The 22930-nt window shown below is 45.1% G+C and carries 21 protein-coding genes; 18 read left to right on the plus strand and 3 right to left on the minus strand.

What is annotated here, in order from left to right:
- Positions 1-66: 66 nt before the first annotated feature.
- From rpsO to trxA, 3 genes are all read left to right on the plus strand, one after another.
- A complete protein-coding gene (gene rpsO, locus GMC92_RS07890) occupies positions 67-336 on the plus strand; it encodes a 30S ribosomal protein S15 (RefSeq protein ID WP_003004251.1) in 270 nt (89 codons plus the stop codon).
- A gap of 434 nt (positions 337-770) precedes the next feature.
- Positions 771-995 (plus strand): DUF4649 family protein, encoded by a 225-nt coding sequence (locus tag GMC92_RS07895; protein WP_024054957.1) that lies wholly within the window; start codon positions 771-773, stop codon positions 993-995.
- A gap of 12 nt (positions 996-1007) precedes the next feature.
- Complete coding sequence (gene trxA, locus GMC92_RS07900) at positions 1008-1322, plus strand: thioredoxin (RefSeq protein WP_003013593.1); 315 nt, start codon at positions 1008-1010, stop codon at positions 1320-1322.
- A gap of 50 nt (positions 1323-1372) precedes the next feature.
- Here trxA and pepF read toward each other — a convergent pair whose 3' ends face one another.
- Positions 1373-3169: an oligoendopeptidase F gene (gene pepF, locus GMC92_RS07905; protein ID WP_155200114.1), complete on the minus strand. Its 1797-nt coding sequence runs from the start codon at positions 3167-3169 to the stop codon at positions 1373-1375.
- Between the two features lie 155 nt (positions 3170-3324).
- Between pepF and GMC92_RS07910 the strand changes: the two genes are divergently transcribed.
- From GMC92_RS07910 to GMC92_RS07955, 10 genes are all read left to right on the plus strand, one after another.
- The gene (locus GMC92_RS07910; protein WP_118228584.1) at positions 3325-4593 is read left to right on the plus strand and encodes a DUF6287 domain-containing protein; all 1269 of its coding nucleotides are present in this window, start codon (positions 3325-3327) and stop codon (positions 4591-4593) included.
- 17 nt (positions 4594-4610) lie between these two features.
- Positions 4611-5348, plus strand: a complete 738-nt coding sequence (locus tag GMC92_RS07915; RefSeq protein WP_049473317.1) for a hypothetical protein — start codon at positions 4611-4613, stop codon at positions 5346-5348.
- 606 nt (positions 5349-5954) lie between these two features.
- Positions 5955-8177 carry a polyribonucleotide nucleotidyltransferase gene (gene pnp / locus GMC92_RS07920; RefSeq protein WP_049483815.1) on the plus strand — a complete coding sequence of 741 codons (2223 nt, stop codon included), beginning with the start codon at positions 5955-5957 and terminating at the stop codon, positions 8175-8177.
- 24 nt (positions 8178-8201) lie between these two features.
- A complete protein-coding gene (cysE, locus tag GMC92_RS07925) occupies positions 8202-8819 on the plus strand; it encodes a serine O-acetyltransferase (protein WP_061604741.1) in 618 nt (205 codons plus the stop codon).
- Positions 8820-8831: 12 nt separating this feature from the next.
- Entirely contained in the window at positions 8832-9698 is an 867-nt protein-coding gene (locus GMC92_RS07930; RefSeq protein WP_049516407.1) for a GNAT family N-acetyltransferase, read from the plus strand.
- A 20-nt stretch (positions 9699-9718) separates the two neighbouring features.
- Complete coding sequence (gene cysS, locus GMC92_RS07935; protein ID WP_049483812.1) at positions 9719-11062, plus strand: cysteine--tRNA ligase; 1344 nt, start codon at positions 9719-9721, stop codon at positions 11060-11062.
- Complete coding sequence (locus GMC92_RS07940) at positions 11055-11453, plus strand: Mini-ribonuclease 3 (protein WP_003004765.1); 399 nt, start codon at positions 11055-11057, stop codon at positions 11451-11453. Before cysS ends, GMC92_RS07940 begins: the two co-directional genes overlap by 8 nt.
- Complete coding sequence (locus GMC92_RS07945) at positions 11450-12310, plus strand: helix-turn-helix domain-containing protein (protein ID WP_272145008.1); 861 nt, start codon at positions 11450-11452, stop codon at positions 12308-12310. Before GMC92_RS07940 ends, GMC92_RS07945 begins: the two co-directional genes overlap by 4 nt.
- A gap of 124 nt (positions 12311-12434) precedes the next feature.
- A complete protein-coding gene (locus GMC92_RS07950; RefSeq protein WP_155200116.1) occupies positions 12435-13565 on the plus strand; it encodes an ABC transporter ATP-binding protein in 1131 nt (376 codons plus the stop codon).
- Positions 13566-13631: 66 nt separating this feature from the next.
- On the plus strand, positions 13632-15299 hold the full coding sequence (locus GMC92_RS07955; protein WP_155200117.1) for an alpha-glucosidase: 1668 nt from the start codon (positions 13632-13634) through the stop codon (positions 15297-15299).
- A gap of 59 nt (positions 15300-15358) precedes the next feature.
- On the opposite strand, the gene GMC92_RS07960 is transcribed toward GMC92_RS07955, so the two are convergent.
- Both GMC92_RS07960 and GMC92_RS07965 read right to left on the minus strand, forming a co-directional pair.
- A complete protein-coding gene (locus GMC92_RS07960; protein WP_155200118.1) occupies positions 15359-18577 on the minus strand; it encodes an LPXTG-anchored zinc carboxypeptidase in 3219 nt (1072 codons plus the stop codon).
- Between the two features lie 114 nt (positions 18578-18691).
- Positions 18692-19654, minus strand: a complete 963-nt coding sequence (locus tag GMC92_RS07965; RefSeq protein WP_155200119.1) for an aromatic acid exporter family protein — start codon at positions 19652-19654, stop codon at positions 18692-18694.
- A gap of 96 nt (positions 19655-19750) precedes the next feature.
- On the opposite strand from GMC92_RS07965, the gene rlmB reads away from it, so the two are divergent.
- The 5 genes from rlmB (at position 19751) to rpsI (ending at position 22889) form a co-directional block, all read left to right on the plus strand.
- Positions 19751-20479 (plus strand): 23S rRNA (guanosine(2251)-2'-O)-methyltransferase RlmB, encoded by a 729-nt coding sequence (gene rlmB, locus GMC92_RS07970; RefSeq protein WP_003010074.1) that lies wholly within the window; start codon positions 19751-19753, stop codon positions 20477-20479.
- Positions 20480-20503: 24 nt separating this feature from the next.
- On the plus strand, positions 20504-21019 hold the full coding sequence (locus GMC92_RS07975; protein ID WP_049506652.1) for an NYN domain-containing protein: 516 nt from the start codon (positions 20504-20506) through the stop codon (positions 21017-21019).
- Positions 21016-21879: a DegV family protein gene (locus GMC92_RS07980; RefSeq protein ID WP_155200120.1), complete on the plus strand. Its 864-nt coding sequence runs from the start codon at positions 21016-21018 to the stop codon at positions 21877-21879. The genes GMC92_RS07975 and GMC92_RS07980 overlap by 4 nt, the downstream gene beginning before the upstream one ends.
- Before the next feature lie 152 nt (positions 21880-22031).
- Positions 22032-22478: a 50S ribosomal protein L13 gene (rplM, locus tag GMC92_RS07985; protein ID WP_002876943.1), complete on the plus strand. Its 447-nt coding sequence runs from the start codon at positions 22032-22034 to the stop codon at positions 22476-22478.
- Between the two features lie 18 nt (positions 22479-22496).
- Positions 22497-22889, plus strand: a complete 393-nt coding sequence (rpsI, locus tag GMC92_RS07990; RefSeq protein ID WP_000075973.1) for a 30S ribosomal protein S9 — start codon at positions 22497-22499, stop codon at positions 22887-22889.
- Positions 22890-22930: the final 41 nt, after the last annotated feature.

Here is a 22930-nt window from a genome sequence, read left to right on the forward strand (position 1 = left end):
TCTTTCTTGGTAGCAGGATATGCCAAACCTGCCACTCGGATAGAGCATAAAGAAAAGGAGCTTATCATGGCAATCTCAAAAGAGAAAAAAAATGAAATCATTGCACAATACGCACGTCACGAAGGTGACACTGGTTCAGTAGAAGTACAAGTTGCTGTCCTTACTTGGGAAATCAACCACTTGAACGAACACATCAAACAACACAAAAAAGACCACGCTACTTACCGTGGTTTGATGAAGAAAATCGGTCGCCGTCGTAACTTGTTGGCTTACCTTCGTACAAACGACGTTAACCGTTACCGTGAGTTGATCAACTCTCTTGGACTTCGTCGTTAATTCAAGATACAAAGGCCGTCAAAAGCACAAAGCAAAAATAGGAAAATTGACGAAGAAGCTTCAGCTTCTAGGAGATTTTATCTTTTTTGCCAAGTGCTTAGGCCGTGTTCAATTGAGCATATCTTGAAAATAAGGCTACTCTAGTTGAGTAGCTTTTTTGTTTTTTGTCACCTTGCCTCGATATACTCGAGTATAATCTTCGGCTACGGTTCCTAGCATCGTAAGGTAAAATAGACCAGATCTATCTCCCTTCGGGGAGATTTTTTGTTTTCACCAAGATTTTAGCCCGAGCTCAAAACAGCTCTCTGGATTCAGAGGGCTTTTTTGTTATCTTTTTTCGGACAAGATTCATGATTCTGAGTAAGTCGTTTTATTTGACAGATGTAATTGACAGAGTTACAATAGACACATCTTAAGAAATAGAGGTTATCGATATGATTGATATTACATATCTAGATGGTGCAAAACAAGAAAGAGTCATGCATTTTGATTCCTACGATGAGTTTGAACGCTCCCAACAAGCTTGCTTGATTGGGGTAGCAGATTTTTATCCTGTTGTGAAACTGACCTATAATGGGCATGAATTGGATTACCAAGGGACTTACGGAGATGTCTTCTTCTATTTGATGAAGCAAGATTTGACGCAGTACCAAAACTAAAGGAGAAAGAAAATGGCAAAAGCAATTACAGACGCAACATTTGAAGCAGAAACAAAAGAAGGCTTGGTCTTGGTAGACTTTTGGGCAACCTGGTGTGGTCCATGTCGCATGCAAGCTCCTATTTTAGAAAAATTATCGGAAGAACTTTCGGAAGATGAGTTAAAAATCCTAAAAATGGATGTGGATGAAAATCCAGAAACAGCGCGTGCTTTCGGCATTATGTCCATTCCAACCTTGCTCTTTAAAAAAGATGGGCAGGTTGTTAAACAAGTAGCAGGAGTGCATACCGCAGCACAAATTAAGGCCATTGTGGCAGAGTTGAGTTAAAAAGCAAAAAAGCTAAAGAGGAATGAACCTTCTTTAGCTTTTTTTGAATCTTATTCTCCCAATTCTGCACTGTAAGCAATAATTTGATCGACAGTGTCTGAAAGGAATTGGATGGTATCACGAAGTGGTTTGTCAGTTGAGATATCTGCTCCGATAATCATGGCTGACTCAAGTGGTGTCTTGCTACCGCCTGATTTGAGGAGGTCCAGCCAATCTTTAGCTCCGTTTTCAGAGTTTTTCAAATGCAAGTAACCCGCTGTTGAGATTACTAATCCAGCTGAGTAGGTGTAGCTGTAAAGTCCCATGTAGTAGTGGCTTTGGCGCATCCAGGTCAAAGCCGCATCGTCATCTGTTTCAACAGCGTCTCCCCAGAATTCGGTCAAGACTTCCTTCATGATGCTATTGAGCTTGCTAGCGCCGAAGGTTCCACCTTCTTCAATCAGGGTGTAGACCTTGCGTTGGAAGGCTGCTTCCAGCAAGTGGGTGATGAAGTTGTGGAAGTAGGTGTCTGTCAAACGGTGAGCTAGGGCAAAGCGTTTTTGACGAGGATCGTCAAACTGGTGTTCCAAGTAGTCGCTGAGGAGGAGCTCGTTAAAAGTAGAAGGAGCTTCCACATAGTAGGTCGACATGTGGGCGTTGAAGTAGCTTTGGTTGTTGTCTGAGAAGATGAATTGACCAGAATGTCCGATCTCATGGATCAGGGTATAAACATCGCTCATCCGTCCTGTCCAACTCATCAGGACATAAGGATGGACACGGTATGGATCGGCTGCATAACCACCGGAATCCTTGCCTTCATTGGCAGCAAAGTCGACCCAACGTTCGGTTTGGTAGCGGGCAATTTCGCGGGAGTATTCTTCTCCAAGAGGTGCCACAGATTTCATGACCAAGTCATAAGCATCATCAATGGTGACATCTGGGTTGAGCGCGCTGTCCAAATCCAACTTCCAATCAGCAAAGGTCATTTTCTCAAGGCCATTGACCTTGGCCACGTGTTTGAGGAATTTTTGAGCGACCGGAGCGAAGTCCTTCATGATCAGGTCAATCTGGCGATCAAACATGGCACGATCTACTTCCTGCTCAGCCAAGAGGTAGTCAAAGACAGAGTCGTAGCCCCGCATATCTGCAATCAGCTTTTCAGACTTGACTTGAGCTAGATAGGTAGCAGCAGCCGTGTTTTGGTGCTTGCGGAGACCTTCTGAGAAAGAACGAAAGGCTTTTTCACGGACTTCCGCATTCTCATGGTTTTGGTAGAAGTTTTCATAGGTGACAAAGCTATTCTTGTAAACTTTTCCGTCCACTTCGAAATCAGCCATTTCAAAGTCGCCTGCCCGCATCTTGGTATAGATGTCTTGTGGTCCGTAGAAGACTTCACCCAGGTTGGTCAAGGTCTTTTCCACATCAGCTCCCAAGTAGTGAGCTTTTTTAATTTTAGCCTGACGAATGGCAAAAGTGAGGTGAGGGAGTTGCCCCAGGCGTTCGAGGACTGCTTCATCCGCTTCTACCAAAGCATCATCAAAGAAGGAAAGTTCGACGCTTGCCCAAGTTTCGAAATCCATCCCCGCTTGAGCAATTTCCGCAAAAGCTTCGTCGCCAAAGTCAGTGGTTTGTGGCATAAAGCTGTAGTTGCCAATGTGGCTGAGTTGGATCTGAATTTGCTCAAAGATCGCAAAGGCAGCTTCAAAGTCTTCAAAGGTGTGGAGGTTGCCCTTGTAGTTACGGACAAATTCATTGATTTCTTCACGTGTTTTTTCAATGGCACGCAAGAAGTCTTCCTGGTCTTGGTAGAGGGCTGTGAGGTCCCAGAGTTCATTCTCAGGAAATTCAGAACGTTTTTTTAATTCCATAATGTTCTCCTTTTGATCGGTATTCTTCCTTAAGTATAGCAGAAAATAGGACAGAAACATAGAGGGAGAGGGGAAAATGCTTGTGTAAAAATCTTGAAAAGAGCTGGAAAAATTGACCATTTTTGATATACTAGGATAGATATGAGGAGGTTTTTATGAAAAAGGTTATGATTTCACTACTGGCGGGTGCGTCCGTCCTAGCTCTGGTGGCTTGTACGCCCAAACGCTATGAACGCCAAAGCAAACCGAAAACGGCAAGCTCTTCGTCGGTCAAAAAAGAGAAGAAGGATACAGGTCAAAAGTACTATCAAGAGGTATTAGATCGCTATAAATCTTATGCGGTTGCCATTAATACTAAGGACCAAACAGCTTTACAAAATGAACTAAAGAAGATCGAAGCAACTTCAGAAGAATATGCCTATGTCTTTAACCTTCAAACACTTGGAAGCACCAATGAGTGGCAATATGCTTTTGAGGATCTTAATCGTGATGGTAATGATGAACTGCTGATTGGGGATGGCAAAACGATTGCTGCTGTGTATTATTTGAAAGATAACCAGCCAACCTTGCTCCACGTAGCCTATGTGGCTTCTGCAGGTGGCTATCGCTCTAGTTTAGAAGTTTTTGACAATGGGCAAATCGTTTATGCTACTTGGCAATCCCTTAATCCAGAAATGGAATTAACCCTTTATTCGCTAGGAAAAGGGGAAGCCAAGGAAGAAAAGAAAGCAACCATTCAAATTGGTGGAAAGGAAACAGCAGAACAAGCTCTTGGGATTTCAGCTAAGAAGTTGAACCTCAGTAAGCTAGACTGGAAAAAATTTGATGGTTCAGGGGATTCCAAATCAACAGCTAAAGCAGAAGAGAAAAAATCAGAAATCTTCCAAGTACAAGTTACCGTAGCCGATCTCCGTATTCGAAAAGAGCCCTCAACCTCAGCTCCCTCAGCAGGAATGATCGCAAAAGGGACTCATACCATTACGGAAACCGTAGAGGCAGATGGTCATACCTGGGGCAAATTGGAATCTGGACAAGGCTGGATCGCCCTTGACTATACAACGCGCGTGGATGGGAATGCCGAATCAGCTCCTGCCCCTGCCAAAACAAGCACTGAGATGAATCTAGATGAAATAAAAGCTGGAAATTTCTCAAGTGTAGCGGGAGTTTGGAAAAATAAGTACGGTACGAGCATTGAGTTTGATGCGCAAGGGATTGTGAAGGTCAATGGTAGTGCTGTCAATGGTGTTCAATTTTCTGGTTTTTACTTCAAGGAAGGCAATTTACACGGAGTTAGTCGCATGCCTGGCGCAACGAACGAAACGCCTATTCTTTTCATTCCTTCAAGAGAAGGTGGCAGTGAATCCATTTACTGGAGTAAGAGTGATGCTACGAATGGAAACGATTTGTACTACCGTGTGAACTAAAAAATAGGGAGACAAACATGAAAAAAATTGGAACATATTTACTAGCTGCAGTTCTCTTGCTTTCCCTAGCAGCCTGTGCCCCAAAACGCTATGAGCGTAAGCACAGTCCTGTAGGAGCTTCATCAGTCAAAAAATCATCTGACAAAGCCCAAGAAAAAGAGCAAACAGAAGAAGCTAAGTCAGATGAACATGATAAAGAAGCCATTGGGACCTTGTCAAAAGCAGACCAAGCGGACATCTATTCGATCATTGAAAACAGTGCGTCTTTGACCTATTCGCTTCAGGTACAACCGACTCGCTTGCTGGAGTTGAACAATGATCACGGTGCGGTTGATGGTTACCCACAAGACATGTTCATTGATTACTACAATACCTACACGCCTGGGACCTATAATCTGCAAGATGTCATTGATAAATTGAATGCAGAAGAGACATCGGACTCTATCCGCAGTCTTTCACAAGACCAGCTGATCCAACTAACAAATGAAAAGAAAAATGGCTGGATCTATTCGACAAAAGACAAGGCCTTCTACGAAATTGTACCTGGTGGTCGTGGCGGAGCGATGCCACCGATGGAGATTCCTTCGCCGGATGAATGGGTAGTCAATGAAGATTCAGTTGAAGTGACAACAACTATCCAAGGTACTTCCGATCCATACAGACGTTTTGTCTTGAAACGTAACAACAAGAACTACAAGGGTGGAACCCATAAAACACGCTTTTATGTCGACAGCACTGAATTCGTGAAATCGTAAAAATAATCAAAAGCTATATCTAGCTCTAAAATTTTTATATAGAACTTGCTGAAGATTCACAGAAAAAGGCCCTCAAAGCCTTTTTCTTTTGGGCTTGAATATGTTAAAATAAAAGGTATACGTGCTTGGATACAAAGATGAGGATATAACAAATAGATGGGCTGTCGAAATTCCTATCTCGTTGAGTTGGGTGGCCTTGGTATCTTGAGTAATTGAACCCGGCCGAAAAGCCGTGTAAAAAAGATAAACTGTCTTGTCTTCATCGAAGACTTCGTCAGTTTCCTATTTTTACTTTGCTTTTTGCGGCCTAAGTATCTTGATAGTTGAACACGGGCTAAATCCCTAGTGAAAAAGATAGATTTCCTAGTGTGCGTGGCACACTGCGTTAATCTCCTATTTTCATACGGGATTCTTCACGCCCTTTGTATCCTGATGAACTGAATTTTGGCCTCATTTCTTAGGAAAAAAGATAAGTTTCCTAGCACTCATCGAGTGCGGCGTCACCTTCCTATTTTTCTACAGAAATGTTCGGCAAGCCGAACCGTCCAAAATATCTTGATCTTTGTAGGCAAGTCGTATAATTTTATCAATCCAAAGGGGATTAAAATGACAAAACAAGTGTTTCAAACGACTTTTGCGGGTCGTGAGTTGATCGTAGAGACTGGTCAGGTTGCCAAGCAAGCAAATGGCGCTGTTGTCGTACGTTACGGTGAGTCAACTGTCTTGACGGCTGCCGTTATGTCTAAGAAGATGGCAACTGGGGATTTCTTCCCACTTCAAGTCAACTACGAAGAAAAAATGTATGCGGCTGGGAAATTTCCTGGCGGCTTTATGAAACGGGAAGGACGTCCTTCTACTGATGCGACTTTGACAGCGCGTTTGATCGACCGTCCAATCCGTCCCATGTTTGCGGAAGGTTTCCGTAATGAAGTGCAAGTCATCAACACGGTTCTTTCTTACGATGAAAATGCATCTGCACCAATGGCAGCCATGTTTGGTTCATCATTGGCGCTTTCTATCTCAGATATTCCATTTGACGGACCAATCGCTGGGGTACAAGTAGGTTATGTGGATGGGGAGATCGTCATCAACCCAACGCAAGAACAAGCTGAGCGCTCGCTTCTTGAATTGACAGTAGCAGGTACGAAGCACGCCATCAACATGGTAGAGTCTGGCGCTAAAGAATTATCAGAAGAAATCATGTTGGAAGCTCTTCTGAAAGGGCACGAAGCTGTTAAAGAATTGATTGCCTTCCAAGAAGAAATCGTAGCAGCAGTTGGGAAAGAAAAAGCAGAAGTAGAATTGCTTCATGTGGACGCTGAATTGCAAGCTGAAATCATTGCAACCTACAACAGTGACCTCCAAAAAGCAGTCCAAGTAGAAGAAAAATTAGCTCGTGAAGCTGCGACTCAAGCGGTGAAAGACCAAGTGACAGCCGTTTACGAAGAAAAATATGCAGACCACGAAGAATTTGACCGTATCATGCGTGATGTAGCTGAAATCTTGGAACAAATGGAACATGCAGAAGTGCGTCGTTTGATCACAGAAGACAAGGTTCGTCCGGATGGTCGTAAGGTCGATGAAATCCGTCCTTTGGATGCGGTTGTTGACTTCCTTCCTCGCGTTCACGGTTCAGGTCTCTTTACTCGTGGACAAACGCAAGCCCTTTCTGTTTTGACCTTGGCACCAATGGGTGAAACGCAAATCATCGATGGTTTGGATCCAGAGTACAAGAAACGCTTTATGCACCACTATAACTTCCCTCAATACTCTGTAGGGGAAACAGGTCGTTACGGTGCGCCTGGTCGTCGTGAAATTGGTCACGGTGCTCTTGGTGAGCGTGCGCTTGCTCAAGTCTTGCCAAGCTTGGAAGAATTCCCATACGCGATTCGTTTGGTAGCAGAAGTTTTGGAATCAAACGGTTCTTCATCTCAAGCCTCTATCTGTGCGGGAACACTTGCCCTTATGGCGGGTGGTGTGCCAATCAAGGCACCAGTAGCAGGTATTGCAATGGGTCTCATTTCTGATGGAAACAACTATACCGTATTGACAGATATCCAAGGTTTGGAAGACCACTTTGGAGATATGGACTTTAAGGTTGCAGGTACGCGTGATGGGATTACAGCCCTTCAGATGGATATCAAGATCCAAGGGATTACTGCAGAAATCTTGACGGAAGCTCTTGCTCAAGCCAAGAAAGCGCGTTTTGAAATCCTTGATGTGATCGAAGCAACCATTCCAGAAGTGCGTCCAGAATTGGCGCCAACTGCTCCGAAAATTGATACCATCAAGATTGATGTGGACAAGATTAAGATTGTCATCGGTAAGGGTGGAGAAACCATCGATAAGATCATCGCTGAAACAGGGGTTAAGATTGATATCGACGAAGAAGGGAACGTATCAATCTACTCGAGCGACCAAGATGCCATTAACCGTGCCAAAGAAATCATTGCTGGTTTGGTGCGTGAAGCGAAGGTGGACGAAGTCTACCATGCCAAAGTGGTTCGGATCGAGAAATTTGGTGCCTTTGTCAACCTCTTTGACAAGACAGATGCCCTCGTACACATCTCTGAAATGGCTTGGACTCGTACCAACCGTGTCGAAGACTTGGTAGCCATCGGTGATGAAGTCGATGTGAAGATTATCAAGATCGATGAAAAAGGTCGTGTCGATGCTTCTATGAAAGCTCTTCTCCCTCGTCCGCCAAAAGCAGAAAACAGCGAGGAAAAGGGTGAAAAAACTCATCGCCATGGCGATCGTCCTCGTCACCACAACAAAGACCACAAACCTAAAAAAGACTTTACTATTACACAAAAAGATTCAGAATAATCATTTAAAAAGGAGGAGCACGGTATGGGATGGTGGCGTGAAACCATCGATATTGTAAAAGAAAATGACCCAGCAGCGCGTACCTCGCTGGAGGTCCTTTTGACCTATCCGGGCGTCAAAGCACTGGCAGCTCACCGTGTTTCCCACTTTTTGTGGAACCATGGCTTTAAGCTCTTGGCGCGGATGCATAGTCAGTTTTGGCGTTTTTGGACCCAGATTGAAATCCATCCAGGTGCGACCATTGCTTCTGGTGTCTTTATCGACCATGGAGCGGGCCTCGTTATCGGGGAAACGGCCATTGTTGAAAAAGGCGTTATGCTCTACCACGGGGTGACCCTTGGGGGAACAGGGAAGGATGTCGGTAAACGCCATCCGACGGTTCGTGAAGGAGCCTTGGTCTCCGCTCATGCTCAGGTCATCGGTCCGATTGAGATTGGGGCCAAAGCCAAAGTAGGAGCGGGAGCGGTCGTGGTCTCCGATGTACCGAGTGATGTGACCGTTGTCGGAGTCCCTGCTAAAATTGTTCGTGTGCACGGTAAGAAGGATGAGCCAATCATTCACCAAGAAGAAGAAAAACGCGAATACTACGTGAATAAGATGGAGCATGCTAAGGAAGCCAGTCATCGGTCTTCTAGCTTGTAAGGAGATCGCTACGTGATTCAAGCAACCAATACATTGAATGACCACCAACTACTGGAAGCAAAGTCCCTTATTGCCATCTGTCAGAACGATGACGGAACTTTTCGGGATCCTTATCTCTCCAATATGCTCAATTTTGATCCCTATATGCCCGCCTTTTTCCTTTATTATGAAAAAGGTGAACTTATTGGCATATTAACGGTTTATGCAGATGACCCAGATGTGGATGTGGCGATCCTGGTCCATCCTAATTATCGTCGTCAGGGAATTGCGCGTGCTTTGTATGGAAGTTTTGAGAAAGAAACGGCATCTTATCCAATTGAGTCTGTGACTTTTCAGACAGAGCGTATTTTTCTAGAGAATCATCCTGATTTTGCCAGCAATTGGGGACTGGTTGAGGATGGCGAAACAGAAACCTGGTTAGGACGTGATCGAACCGCTTATGCATTAGATTCCCGTTCGGATGTCGGTGTGCTCTTGGCGGAACCTTCTTATCTTGAAGCCATTGCCCAGCTCCACCACCAAACCTTCTCAGATGAAGTGGAAGCACCGGAAGTGAGCCACAGATACATTTCAGAGGCCTTGAAGGATCCTGATAGTCTGCTTTACATATTACTCAAAGAAGGTCAAGTGATTGGCGTTTGTACGGTCGATGTATCTGGAAAATGCAATTACCTTTATGGACTTGCGATTGCTGAAGTCTATCGTGGGCAAGGTTACGGAAGCTATCTAGCAAAATCAGTCGTCAACCAAGTCATTGAGCAAAATGATAAGGAATTTCAGATTGCAGTGGAAGATGACAATGTAGGTGCTAAACGCTTGTATGAAAAGATTGGCTTTATCAAACAGACTCAGGTGGTTTACTTGAAGCCAAAAGAGTAGAAACAGAAAGGAAATGAAGCGTGTTAAAAATTTATGATACCATGTCTCGTGATCTGCGAGAATTTATCCCCATCGAGGAAGGAAAGGTCCGCATGTATGTTTGTGGACCAACGGTTTACAACTATATCCACGTAGGGAATGCCCGTTCAACGGTAGCCTTTGACACGATTCGTCGCTACTTTGAGTATCGTGGCTACGAAGTTGCCTACATTTCCAACTTTACAGATGTGGATGATAAGATCATCAACCGTGCCAAAGAAGAAGGCATCACACCTCAGGAAGTGGCAGACAAATATATTGCGGCCTTCCGTGAGGATGTGACGGCTCTTGGCGTGAAGCCTGCAACTCGCCATCCTCGTGTGGTCGAGTTTATGGATGACATCATTCGTTTTGTCGCTGACTTGATCGAAAAAGGCTATGCCTATGAGAGCCAGGGAGATGTCTATTTCCGTGTGGAAAAATCCCACAACTATGCAAAATTAGCCAACAAAACTCTAGAAGACTTGGAGCTAGGCGCTTCTGGTCGGACAGATGAGGAAACAGCCCGCAAGGAAAATCCAGTTGACTTTGCCCTTTGGAAAGCTGCCAAACCAGGAGAGATTTCCTGGGACAGCCCTTGGGGACCTGGTCGTCCTGGTTGGCACATCGAGTGTTCGGTCATGTCGACGGGAATTTTAGGGGATACTATTGATATCCACGGTGGTGGTGCTGACCTTGAGTTTCCGCACCATACCAACGAAATCGCTCAATCAGAAGCTAAGACCGGAAAAACTTTTGCCAATTACTGGATGCACAATGGCTTTGTCAATATTGATAATGTCAAGATGTCCAAGTCCTTAGGCAACTTTATCACTGTGCATGATGCATTGAAGACTATCGACGGCCAAGTGCTTCGTTTCTTCTTTGCAACCCAGCACTACCGCAAGCCCATTAACTTCACAGAAAAAGCGGTTCGCGATGCGGAGACCAACCTCAAGTATTTGAAAAACACCTATGAGCAACCGTTCACAGGAGAAGTGGATCCAGCAGACTTACAAGGCTTTGTGGACAAGTTTATCGCGGCTATGGATGAAGATATCAATGCGGCAAACGGCATCACCGTCGTCTTTGAATTGGCTAAATGGATCAATTCAGGTCACTACAATCAAGACGTCAAAGATGCCTTGACCAAGATGTTAGAAGTCTTTGGAGTGGTCTTTGTCGAAGAAGTTTTGGATGCAGATATTGAAGCCTTGATCGCTGAACGTCAGGAAGCGCGGGCGAAGAAAGATTTTGCGCGAGCAGATGCCATTCGCGATGAATTAGCTGCGCAAGGAATCAAGCTCTTGGATACAAAAGAAGGTGTAAGGTGGACACGTGATTGATGTCAATCTAATCAATGGGATTGCCCTTGCCTTTGAGGGAGATGCGGTCTATTCCATGTATATTCGCAGACACCTGATCTTTCAAGGAATGACTAAGCCCAATAAACTTCACCAGGCTGCCACCCGCTATGTCTCAGCTAGGGCTCAGGCTAGCTTGATTGAAAGCATGCTGGAGCAAGAAATTCTGACGGAAAAAGAGTTGGAGATCTACAAGCGCGGTCGCAACACCAATAGCCATACCAAGGCCAAAAATGCGGATGTCGTGACCTATCGGATGTCGACGGGCTTTGAGGCTGTTATGGGTTATCTCCATATGACGGGAGAGCTCTCTCGTCTAGAAGAGCTGATTGACTGGTGCATCCAGCAAGTAGAAGAAGGAAGAAAGCAGTGAAAAATATCAGAGAGTGGTTTCCTCATGCAGAGGTGACGGATCAAGCCAATCCACCAGCTGGTTATGTAGCCATTCCCCTTCAGGCTCATCAATGGTTGCTGCTGAAGGAAGAAGAGCTAACCGAGCGAGAAAAACAATTGATTTCCTGGTTGGGCAGTGAAGAAGAGGTTGCCCCTAATCCTTGGTACCAATACCTGATCGATGGAAAGGGAGATGCCCCTCAAGTCATCAAAAAAATGCAACTCGTCTATTGCCACATCTCGCACTCGACAGCAGAAGGGACAGCTTCTTGGTTGGAGATGATGCAGACACTCTTGCCCAATTTCCGAGCAACCTTGCAACTGAGTGGGCAGGACTATGTGCTCATTCTGGACCAAGACCAGTCTTTGCCTGTGGCCGATATCTTAAAAGATACCGTCTCTGCCATGGAGTATGACTTCAATATTCGTTTATCTATCCTGGTCGGGCAAGTATGGACCGAGTCTAAAGACGGGAAAGTGTCTCCTGTCATCCGAGCAGAACAGGCTGTCTTTCGAGCTTGGATTCGAGAAGGTCATCAAGGTGTTTATCGCTTTTCTCAACTCTACCTATGGGGAATCGAGAAGGCAGATTTGGAACTCCATCCTATCAAAGAACGTTTGCATCAGTTGATTGGAAGTCAAGACCAGTTGCAGGACATCATTGTCGCCCTCTGGGACAACGGGGCAGTCGTCACCAAGGCGGCCCAGCAACTTTATCTCCATCGCAATTCCCTTCAATACAAGATTGACAAGTGGGAGGAGTTGACGGGTCTTCAGTTGAAAAATCTGACAGATCTAGCCTTGTGCTATCATTTAGTTTTACAAGATGTGATTTAAACAGAATCAATCCAGAGTTTTGTGCAACTTGCACAAAACTCTTTTTCTTTTTTGTGAGACTTGCCATAGAAATGTAAAACGTTTTCATTTACAATAGAACTATAAAAATCAAAGGAGTACCATCATGGTAGAATTGAATCTTAAAAATATTTACAAAAAATATCCAAACAGCGAACATTACTCAGTTGAAGACTTCAACTTGGACATCAAAGACAAAGAATTTATCGTTTTCGTAGGTCCTTCAGGATGTGGTAAATCAACGACTCTTCGTATGATCGCTGGTCTTGAAGACATCACAGAAGGTGAATGTTCAATCGATGGTACTGTTGTAAACAACGTGGCACCTAAAGACCGTGATATCGCCATGGTATTCCAAAACTACGCTCTTTACCCACACATGACTGTGTACGATAACATGGCCTTTGGTTTGAAATTGCGTAAATACAGCAAGGAAGATATCGACAAACGTGTACAAGAAGCAGCTGAAATCCTTGGCTTGAAAGAATTCTTGGATCGTAAACCAGCTGACCTTTCTGGTGGTCAACGTCAACGTGTAGCCATGGGACGTGCCATCGTCCGTGATGCAAAAGTATTCTTGATGGACGAACCTTTGTCAAACTTGGATGCGAAACTTCGTGTATCCATGCGTGCTGAAATCGCGAAAATCCACCGTCGTATCGGAGCTACAACGATCTACGTAACTCACGACCAAACAGAAGCGATGACATTGGCTGACCGTATCGTTATCATGTCTGCTACTAAAAACCCTGCAGGTACTGGTACAATTGGACGTGTAGAACAAATCGGAACTCCACAAGAAGTGTACAAAAACCCAGTCAACAAATTTGTAGCTGGATTCATCGGAAGCCCTGCTATGAACTTCATTAACGTAAAATTGGAAGGTGGATACATCGTTGCCAATGGCTTGAATTTGAAAGTTCCAGAAGGTGCTTTGAAAGTCTTGAAAGAAAAAGGCTATGATGGTAAAGAATTGATCTTTGGTATCCGTCCAGAAGACGTGAATACAGAAGCTGCTTTCCTTGAAACTTTCCCAGAATCAGTCGTAAAAGCAACTATCTCTGTGTCTGAGTTACTCGGTTCTGAATCTCACTTGTACTGCCAAGTTGGTGACAACGAATTCATCGCTAAAGTGGATGCGCGTGACTACCTTGGAACTGGTGAAACCATCGAACTTGGATTTGACTTGAACAAAGCTCACTTCTTCGATAAAGAAACTGAAAAAACAGTATACTAATACCTACTGACACGATAGAGACTGAGACGATTTGTCTCGGTCTCTTTCATTTTAAGGAGACAAGACATGGAAAAAGACTGGTGGAAGGGGAAGGTCGCTTACCAGATTTACCCAAAAAGCTTTAAGGATAGCAATGGTGATGGTGTTGGGGATTTGAAAGGCATCACGGAGAAACTCGATTACCTTCAAGACTTAGGAATTGATATTCTCTGGCTATCTCCTGTTTACAAGAGTCCGTTTATTGACCAGGGATATGATATTTCAGACTATTATGCCATTGATCCCCTTTTTGGGACTATGGAAGACATGGAAGAATTGATTGCGGAAGGCAAGAAGCGGGGAATTTCTATCATTATGGACTTGGTGGTCAACCATTGCTCCAGTCATCACGAGTGGTTCCAAAAGGCTTTAGCGGATCCAGATGGTCCTTATGCGGATTACTTTTATTTTATCGAAAGTGACAAAGAACCCAACAACTGGGAAAGTTACTTTGGGGGCAGTGTTTGGGAGCCGGTTCCTGGCACTAATAAATACTATCTCCATTCTTTCCACAAGGATCAGCCAGACCTCAATTGGCAAAATCCTGTCTTGCGCGAAGAGATATATAAGATGATCAATTGGTGGTTGGACAAGGGAATTGCAGGCTTCCGGATTGATGCCATTATCAATATCAAAAAGGATTTAGAATGGCGTTCGCTTCCGTCCGATCGCGAAAATGGCTTGGTTCCAGTACCGGAGTCTCTGGTCAATGCCCAACCGATTGAACCTTTCTTGCAAGAGTTAAAGGAGCGGACTTTTGCCAAGTACAACGCCTTCACAGTAGGGGAAGTTTTCAATGAAACTGACGAAGAGTTGCACTTCTTTATTGGAAAAGATGGTGTCTTCTCTTCCATCTTTGACTTCAAACAAACCATGCTGGGGCAAGAAGGAAAAGGCTGGTTCGACCATGCTCTTCCAACAGCGGATGAACTCAAGGAAAGTATTTTCCAAGCGCATGAGCGCGCGGATTGCATTGGGGTTCTATCGACCATCATTGAAAACCACGACGAACCTCGTGGAGTGTCCCATTATATTGCGGAAGGTCCAGTAAACGATACCAGTAAAAAGGCCTTAGGAACCATACAGATTTTGCGCAAGGGAATTCCTTTTATCTATCAAGGCCAAGAAATTGGGATGGAAAACCAAGTCTTTGAATCGGTGGAGGACTTTGATGATATCGCGACCATCAATGGCTACCATGTGGCGAAAGAAGCTGGTTTGACCGAGGAAGAAGCCTTGGCCGCGATTGCCAAATACAGCCGGGACAATGCGCGAACACCCATGCAATGGTCAGCAGAGCCAGGTCTGGGCTTTAGTGATGGACCAGCTTGGTTGATCAGTCCCAAACCAAATGTTGCCATCAATGTGAAAGATCAAGAAAAGGATCCAAATTCCATCTTGAATTACTATCGCCAGTTGACGGCCTTGTATCGCCATCCCCTTTATGGAAATACCATCCGATTCGGAGATATGATCCCAGCGTATCGGGACCGTGAAAACATCATCGCCTTTGAACGCCGTGGGGACAAGCGTCTCTTGGTTGTCAGCAATTTCCAAAATCGCCAGGCTACCTTGGAGTTGCCAGCTCCGATTAAAACAGTCGTTTTAAATAATACAGCAGGATTATTCCAAGAAGGAGACCAAGTGCTCGAATTAGTCCCTTACCAAACGGTTGTGTTGGAATTGGCAGAATAGAAAAGAACCTTCGCATCTGCGAAGGTTCTTTTCATGTCATCCAGGTCTAAATCTGGAACTTACTCAACTTCTTTCTTTTTCAAGAGGAGGAAGCCTCCGCTAACGGCTAGCAAGAAGCCTGAAAGAATGAAGTGCGCCGTTGTGTCTTCTCCAGTTTGTGGCAATTGTGCCTTGGCTGGACTTTCTTGGAAGCTTTGTCCTACTTGGTAAGTCAAGGCTTGCACGCTTTCTTCTTTAGTTGTCATTTCTTTTTGTGGAAGGAGCACTTTAGGAGTGTCCTTCTTGGCCAAGATTGGCTGTGGATTGGTTGTTTGGTTATGAATTGGTACCACCACTTGATCTGGTTCTTTAGCTGGAACGTAATCCATCAAGCTTGCTAACTTGTTGCCAAAGATCGCATTGGTTACCCAGCGGAAGAAGTGGACAGGGTGTTGACGGTTGGTTGGATTTCCTGCATAGACAAAGAGTGGTTGTCCCATCAGTTCTCCAGAGATGGCCATGACTTTGTTAGCCAGAACATCGTTATGTGGCCACCAACCTGCAATATAATAATCGCTCGGAGCGATGCTCATCAAGGTCTTGAAATGCTCTGGAACCTTTTCAATCCAGTTTCCTGAGTTGGAGTAGAAGAGGGTATTCTTCTTGTATCCGCTGGTCAATGGATCCTGATCATCAATGATGGCTTTCATTAATCCTTCGTAGTCACTACCGCCTTTTAGTTTTTCAGCGTCAAATCCTGTAAGAACTCCCAATTTTTCCAATTTTTGCATGGCTTCCCCACCAATGACCAGGGTTGGTTTCTTACCAAAGATGGAAGCGTCAAAGCGGTTGCTTTCCAAAATAACAACATCCGCTTCTTCTGGCGTATTGACGATTTGGAAGCCTAATTTTTCAAGGACCAGACTAGTATGAGCAGGCGCATCTACTCCAGCCCAATTATAGTGGTAGTTTGGAGAGTAGACCTTCATCGGTTTCAAGGTTGGTCCGCTTGGCACCTTGTAGAGGGCATCACCATAAATGGCATAGTTTGGCAGGAGCGAAGCAAAGGTATCGCGGTCAACGATGTAGCCATCGTCTGTTAGGTAGACAGATTTTCCTTGTGCGATCGCCTGGTTGACAGCTTTAACGGCGCTAGCTGAGGTATTTGCGATCACATAGTAAGGAGCTTTTGGATCGATCTCAGAGGTACGAGTGGCACGGGTGGTGGTGACTTCTCCTAATTTTCCGTTGAAAAGACCATCCGCAAAGACAGGTTCGGACTTGAACCCTCTCATATCAGGGAAGTTGACCAGCAACTCTGCGTACATAGCAGCCCAGGCAGATTCGTTGGAGCCCTTGTAGAGAATGTGGTTGGCATAGCCACGTTTGGCTTGGGCCATGTCAATGACCAAGTCCCCTTTTTTATAGTTGCCAATATCTTCTTTGAGTTCCTTGACGAGGACACCATTGCGTTTGAAGTAGTCGATCATATTGAAGGCTTCTTGGGCATCGTTGTCTTTGTCGAGGCTCATTGGGATGACGTAGTAGTCTGGGAAGAATTTCGGACGACCATTTTTCACACGTCCAACGACTTCCCCATTTGGGCCAACCAGTTCATTTTCGGCTTTTGGATCTTCGGTTTTATTGAGACCACGCAGGTAGAAGTTGAGACGCATCTCAAGGAGACGGTCCGGATCTTGGTTGAGGAAGTCAATCCCTCCTAGGACAGCATTGCGACCTGCTTTGTAGGATTCTTCATTTCCTTCCGGAATTTCAATGGTATGGCCTAAGATACCATGGTAGACAGCATAAACTCCTGTATAGCCAGAGAAGGAGTCATCCCAGCCATCGCCCCAATCCAGTTTTGGAATGATGTAACTATTGTATTTAGAATTGGCAACTCCTGCCCGTCCCATATGATGGGCATTTTCTAGCATCAGGTCTGACAGAAGATCGTATTCGAAGTTCGGATCATGTGGTGGCGTTGCAGGTTCGATCAAGAATTCTTTGATAAAACCGTGTAAGTCGTAGAGAGCGATCGGATTCCATTTGTTGATCATTTGGATAACCGTGCGAACTTCAGGGTTGGTCTGGTAGCTGGCATCCCGGTTTGGATCGAGCCCGTTTGCTAGGGCCCGCAGGTTGAGAGCATCCCCATCTGGGTTTTCTGTGAAGTCAAATAAGAAGATGAATTTATTGAGCAAGCTTGGAATATCTAGCGTGACTGTTTTAGCATTTCCAGCTTCATCTGTGGTGTTAAAGGTCACCTTTTCCTTGGTCGCAAAGGTATTGAAGAGGCCTGTGATGATATCAATGCCTGGCTGTTCATCCGCGTGGGTATTGTGGACTAAGACAGGTAATTTGTAATCCAAGGTCTTGTCTTTTAGTGCGGCCAGCATTTCGCTTGGCTTGGTCAAGGCTGTAGGGTTGGTACTAGACAGGTAGTGATCGATGCTGGCTTGGTCCTTGCTCACGATCCCCATCTTCATATCCCGTCCTTGGGCACTCTTGCCAAGGGTTTCCAGCTGCACTAAACGATCGGGTTTCGCTTCTTCCTTGGATTTTTCGATGGCAGCTAGCATCTCTTCATGTGTATGGTAGTCTTGATAAGGTCGAAAAACAAGGGTTTTATTGATGGTCACACCCAAGTCTGCATTGGTCCCGACTAGTTCATGGTTGCCGATGTAGTTGCGATAAGTCCGGCGAATATTATTTGGGCTACGAAGACTGAGATCTTGACCAAAGAGATCCTGCACGTCAATGTGGAGATCCAGATCATTGCCGTTTGCTGTCTCTGTGATAGTAAGGAATGGATCCTTGCTCAGTGTTCCTGTCTCCATATCCCAGGTTTTCCACTCAGAGAGTGGCTTATTGTCTAAGGTCCAGTTGATCTTGCCAGCAGCTTGAGCTTTTTCTTGGACTTTGTCATCAATCGTGCTCTTTTCAGAGAGATAAATGGTGCTATCCGCCAATCGAGTCGCTTGGTCAGCGGTCGTTGTCGCACGGGTAGTGCTTGGACTAGCGGTTGGAGCAACTTCTGTACTAGAAGCCACATCAGAAGTCGCTGCTCTTTCTGCAGGACTAGCAGGAGTTACGTCTGTGGCTGTAGCGGGACTAGTCGTCTCGGCGGTCACAGGTTGCTCAGTAGCAGGTGTCGCTTCAAGGACCGTGCTTGGTTCCGTTTGAGGCGCTTCTACGCTATCGGCTGAAACTTGACCATGCCCAATAACGGAAAGCAAGACAGCCGCTGAGAGACTGAGTGTCGTAGTGTACAAATGTTTCTTATATGAAGACTTCATATAGAAGACCCTCCTTAAATAGTTATTTTTCAGTTCTAGTATACCATTTTAGGAAAGCGTTTACAACAACTGCCTGAATAAAAAAGCCTTTGCATCTTGCAAGGGCTTCTTTGTCTATTCTGTCTCCTTATGAAATTGTTGGTAAAAATCAACCTTAACCTGGATAAAAGTTTCTAAGTCTCTTAAGAGTTGGAGCAAGGTGGCGCGTGTTTCGAATTCTTCACGGGTCTTAGGAAGAGGGCGTTCGCGAAAGATCGCTAAATACTGACTAATATCATCAAGAAGATCTTGGGCGGGATTTTCCTGACTTAACTGTTGGGCTGTCTTCTTAAATAGTTGTGCTAGGATCATACTTTCACTCGCCGCCAACTGACAGCGGTTGACGTTTTCTGCCATATCCCGCAGAATATCGTTTTGCCGCTTGCGCATTTCGAAGTAGTGAATATGGTAGTTGGTTTGGTGAAAGAGGTGGTTGGAATGGTCCAGATAGACTAGGTTCAAAGCGTCCTTTAGGATGCTGTCCAACTCCTTGATCAAGCGAGCATCATTGCGACCATCCCCTTTACCAAGTAATTCCGCAAAACGACCAAGGATCTTCTTTAGTTGGTCTTCGACAACATCATGGTAATGATCGATCGCATCCTGATTCGAAGGCATATAGAGATTAGCAAGCAAGGCAAAGCTGGTCCCGATTAAAAAGAGAGCAAGTTCATTGAGCAAGAGCCCCCAGGAGGTAGACTGCTCAATCAAGAGGTGGGTAACCAACACCGTACTAGGGGTGATACCGATCTGCCAGCCTAATAGGAAGGCGCAAGGAGCATAGAGAGCGATAAAGACTCCCAGTGCCCAGAGGTTGAATCCAAAAAAGGAAAAAGCGAGACTTCCGATAGCAAGGGCCAGCAAGGTCGACATAAAACGCTGGTAGGCTTGCTTGATGGTGCTGCGACGCGTATCAGAGATACTCAAGATGGCAATGACGCCAGCTGAGATGGCATAGGTCAAGCCCAGAGCATAAGCAAGGGCCGCTGCTAAACAGGTGCCCAAGGTGAGCTTGATGGTTCGTTGAAAAAGAGGCATGGCTTCCTTTCTATTTTGCTGGTTTCGCTGAGATAGATTTCATTTCATTATATCATGAATTGGCCTCTTCCTCCTTTCTTGTGGTATACTAGTTTTATGGAAAATAACGATATCGTATACGGTGTCCACGCAGTCACCGAGGCTTTACAAGCCAATACAGGCAATAAATTATATATTCAAGAAGACCTCCGAGGAAAAAATGTCGACAAGATCAAGGCCTTAGCAGCTGAGAAAAAAGTGTCGATTTCTTGGACGCCAAAGAAAACCCTGCAGGAAATGACAGAAGGAGCTGTTCACCAAGGCTTCGTTCTTCGTGTGGCAGCCTTTGCTTACACAGACTTGGCAGCGATTTTGAAACAGACAGCCCAAGAAGAGAACCCGCTTTTGTTGATTCTCGATGGCTTGACCGATCCGCACAATCTTGGATCCATCTTGCGGACAGCTGATGCGACCAATGTCTCAGGGGTCATCATTCCTAAGCACCGGGCAGTCGGGGTAACCCCAGTGGTTTCAAAAACTTCTACCGGAGCAGTGGAACACATTCCCATTGCACGTGTGACCAATCTCAGCCAAACTCTAGACAAGCTAAAGGAAGAAGGTTTCTGGATCTTTGGGACTGACATGAACGGCACGCCATCTCATCAGTGGAATACGGCTGGTAAGTTGGCTTTGATCATTGGTAATGAAGGAAAAGGGATCTCAGCCAATATCAAAAAGCAAGTCGATGAGATGATCACCATTCCTATGAATGGCCATGTTCAAAGCCTCAATGCCAGTGTGGCAGCAGCCATCCTCATGTATGAGGTCTTTCGCAACCGACTATAATATAAATAGTAGAAAGGCAATGATATGAAACGAAAAATCTTATTGGTTGACGGCTACAATATGATTGCCTTCTGGCAGGAGACCCGCCAGCTCTTTCAAAAAAGTGAGCTCGATGCGGCGCGCAACATCCTCCTGCAAAAACTGAGCCATTATGCTAGCTTTGAAGGGATCGAAGTCATCTGTGTCTTTGATGCCCAGTATATGCCAGGAGTGCGGCAGACCTACGATGAGTTCAATGTTCAGGTGGTCTTTACCGGTGAGGATGAGACGGCAGACGACTATATCGAGCGCTTGGCGGCAGAGCTCAATACGCCCCTCCACCAAGTATCGGTAGCGACCAGTGACTTACATGAACAATGGACTGTCTTTGCTCAAGGGGCCCTTCGGGTATCCGCGAGAGAGTTAGAGAAACGAGTCGCAGTCGTCAAAGGAAACCTCAATCAGGCGCAGCGAGTGGTTAACGATCAAAAACCACCCATGCGACCGCTCGATCACCAAGTATTGCGACAATTACAAGAAATGATGGGAGACAAGAAATGACATTTGCTATTTTGACTGATTCGACCGCAGATTTGGACCAAAACTGGGCCAAGGAACACCAGGTGACTATTCTTGGGTTGACCATTGAGTTAGATGGAACAGTATACCAGACAGTAGGAGAAGGTCAATTGACCAGCCCTGAGCTTTTAGAAGCCATGAAAAATGGGGCAAAACCGACAACCAGTCAGGTCAATGTGGGCCAATTCCAGGAGACCTTTAAGCACTTTGTAAAAGAAGGGAAAGCTGTACTTTATGTCGCCTTTTCATCGGTCTTATCTGGGACCTATCAGAGTGCAGTTATGGCGCGTGATTTAGTCTTGGAAGACTACCCAGAAGCCGTGATCGAGATTGTCGATCCGAAGGCTGCTGGGATTGGAGAGGGCTACCTGGTCATGCGGGCAGTAGCTGCGCGCGATGCGGGTCACTCATTAGCAGAAGCCAAAGAAGAGATCATGGCTCTAGCTCCAAAACTGCGGACCTATTTCCTCGTCGATGATCTCTACCACCTCATGCGTGGCGGTCGTCTTTCTAAGAGTGCTGCGATCATGGGAAGTCTAGCCAGCATCAAGCCCATTCTCTGGATTGATGCAGAAGGTAAATTAGTGCCCATTACGAAAGTTCGTGGACGCAAAAAAGCCGTCCGAGAATTACTGGAGTTGATCAAAACCGATATCGGTGAAAGCACAGCCTTGGTCTCTTATACAAACGATCTAGAAGGAGCCAAAGCGTTGAAGGCAGAAATGCTTGCACTTGATGGCGTCGATGAAGTCCTCGTGATGCCCCTTGGACCAGTCATCTCTGCACATGTCGGCCCGAATGCCTTGATCGGATTTGTCATGGGAAAAGAAAATCGCAAATAATTTTCCAAATCTGTTGACTTTTATCTTAGAATTTTGATACAATAGTAGGCGGTATTGTTTACCCCATTTGTAAGGCCCCGGAACCTTTCAAATAACTTGCGGACCGGAACATCCGCCCTGTAAACAAAAACGACATTCATATAGGAGAAATCATGAACAAAACTACATTCATGGCTAAACCAGGCCAAGTAGAACGCAAATGGTACGTTGTTGACGCAACTGATGTACCTCTTGGACGCCTTTCAGCAGTTGTTGCTAGCGTGCTTCGCGGAAAAAACAAACCAACATTCACACCTCACACTGATACAGGTGACTTCGTAATCGTTATCAATGCTGAAAAAGTTAAATTGACTGGTAAAAAAGCTACTGATAAGATCTACTACACTCACTCAAACCACCCAGGTGGATTGAAATCAATCTCTGCTGGTGAACTTCGTTCTAAAAATGCAGTACGTTTGATCGAGAAATCAGTTAAAGGTATGCTTCCACACAATACTCTTGGCCGCGCTCAAGGTATGAAATTGAAAGTATTCGTTGGAGCTGAGCACACTCACGCTGCACAACAACCAGAAGTTCTTGATATTTCAGGACTTATCTAAGGAAAGGAACAATAAAGTATGTCACAAGCACAATATGCAGGTACTGGACGTCGTAAAAACGCTGTTGCACGCGTTCGCCTTGTTCCAGGAACTGGTAAAATCACTGTTAACAAAAAAGATGTTGAAGAGTACATCCCACACGCTGACCTTCGTTTGGTCATCAACCAACCATTCGCAGTTACTTCAACTGTAGGTTCATACGACGTTTTCGTTAACGTTGTAGGTGGTGGATACGCTGGTCAATCAGGAGCTATCCGTCACGGTATCGCTCGTGCCCTTCTTCAAGTAGACCCAGACTTCCGCGATTCATTGAAACGCGCAGGACTTCTTACACGTGACTCACGTAAAGTTGAGCGTAAGAAACCAGGCTTGAAAAAAGCTCGTAAAGCATCACAATTTAGTAAACGTTAAAACTTATTTAAACTTATTGAAAGCATTTCGTATCAAAAATA

The organism is Streptococcus parasanguinis (genome assembly GCF_009717775.1).
GTDB lineage: Bacteria > Bacillota > Bacilli > Lactobacillales > Streptococcaceae > Streptococcus > Streptococcus parasanguinis_AG.

Bases quoted from the DNA above. Each gene is read 5' to 3' on its own strand.
- rpsO (WP_003004251.1), top strand. From the start codon at position 67: ATGGCAATCTCAAAAGAGAAAAAAAATGAAATCATTGCACAATACGCA.
- GMC92_RS07895 (WP_024054957.1), top strand. From the start codon at position 771: ATGATTGATATTACATATCTAGATGGTGCAAAACAAGAAAGAGTCATG.
- trxA (WP_003013593.1), top strand. From the start codon at position 1,008: ATGGCAAAAGCAATTACAGACGCAACATTTGAAGCAGAAACAAAAGAA.
- pepF (WP_155200114.1), bottom strand. From the start codon at position 3,169: ATGGAATTAAAAAAACGTTCTGAATTTCCTGAGAATGAACTCTGGGAC.
- GMC92_RS07910 (WP_118228584.1), top strand. From the start codon at position 3,325: ATGAAAAAGGTTATGATTTCACTACTGGCGGGTGCGTCCGTCCTAGCT.
- GMC92_RS07915 (WP_049473317.1), top strand. From the start codon at position 4,611: ATGAAAAAAATTGGAACATATTTACTAGCTGCAGTTCTCTTGCTTTCC.
- pnp (WP_049483815.1), top strand. From the start codon at position 5,955: ATGACAAAACAAGTGTTTCAAACGACTTTTGCGGGTCGTGAGTTGATC.
- cysE (WP_061604741.1), top strand. From the start codon at position 8,202: ATGGGATGGTGGCGTGAAACCATCGATATTGTAAAAGAAAATGACCCA.
- GMC92_RS07950 (WP_155200116.1), top strand. From the start codon at position 12,435: ATGGTAGAATTGAATCTTAAAAATATTTACAAAAAATATCCAAACAGC.
- GMC92_RS07955 (WP_155200117.1), top strand. From the start codon at position 13,632: ATGGAAAAAGACTGGTGGAAGGGGAAGGTCGCTTACCAGATTTACCCA.
- GMC92_RS07960 (WP_155200118.1), bottom strand. From the start codon at position 18,577: ATGAAGTCTTCATATAAGAAACATTTGTACACTACGACACTCAGTCTC.
- GMC92_RS07965 (WP_155200119.1), bottom strand. From the start codon at position 19,654: ATGCCTCTTTTTCAACGAACCATCAAGCTCACCTTGGGCACCTGTTTA.
- rlmB (WP_003010074.1), top strand. From the start codon at position 19,751: ATGGAAAATAACGATATCGTATACGGTGTCCACGCAGTCACCGAGGCT.
- GMC92_RS07975 (WP_049506652.1), top strand. From the start codon at position 20,504: ATGAAACGAAAAATCTTATTGGTTGACGGCTACAATATGATTGCCTTC.
- GMC92_RS07980 (WP_155200120.1), top strand. From the start codon at position 21,016: ATGACATTTGCTATTTTGACTGATTCGACCGCAGATTTGGACCAAAAC.
- rplM (WP_002876943.1), top strand. From the start codon at position 22,032: ATGAACAAAACTACATTCATGGCTAAACCAGGCCAAGTAGAACGCAAA.
- rpsI (WP_000075973.1), top strand. From the start codon at position 22,497: ATGTCACAAGCACAATATGCAGGTACTGGACGTCGTAAAAACGCTGTT.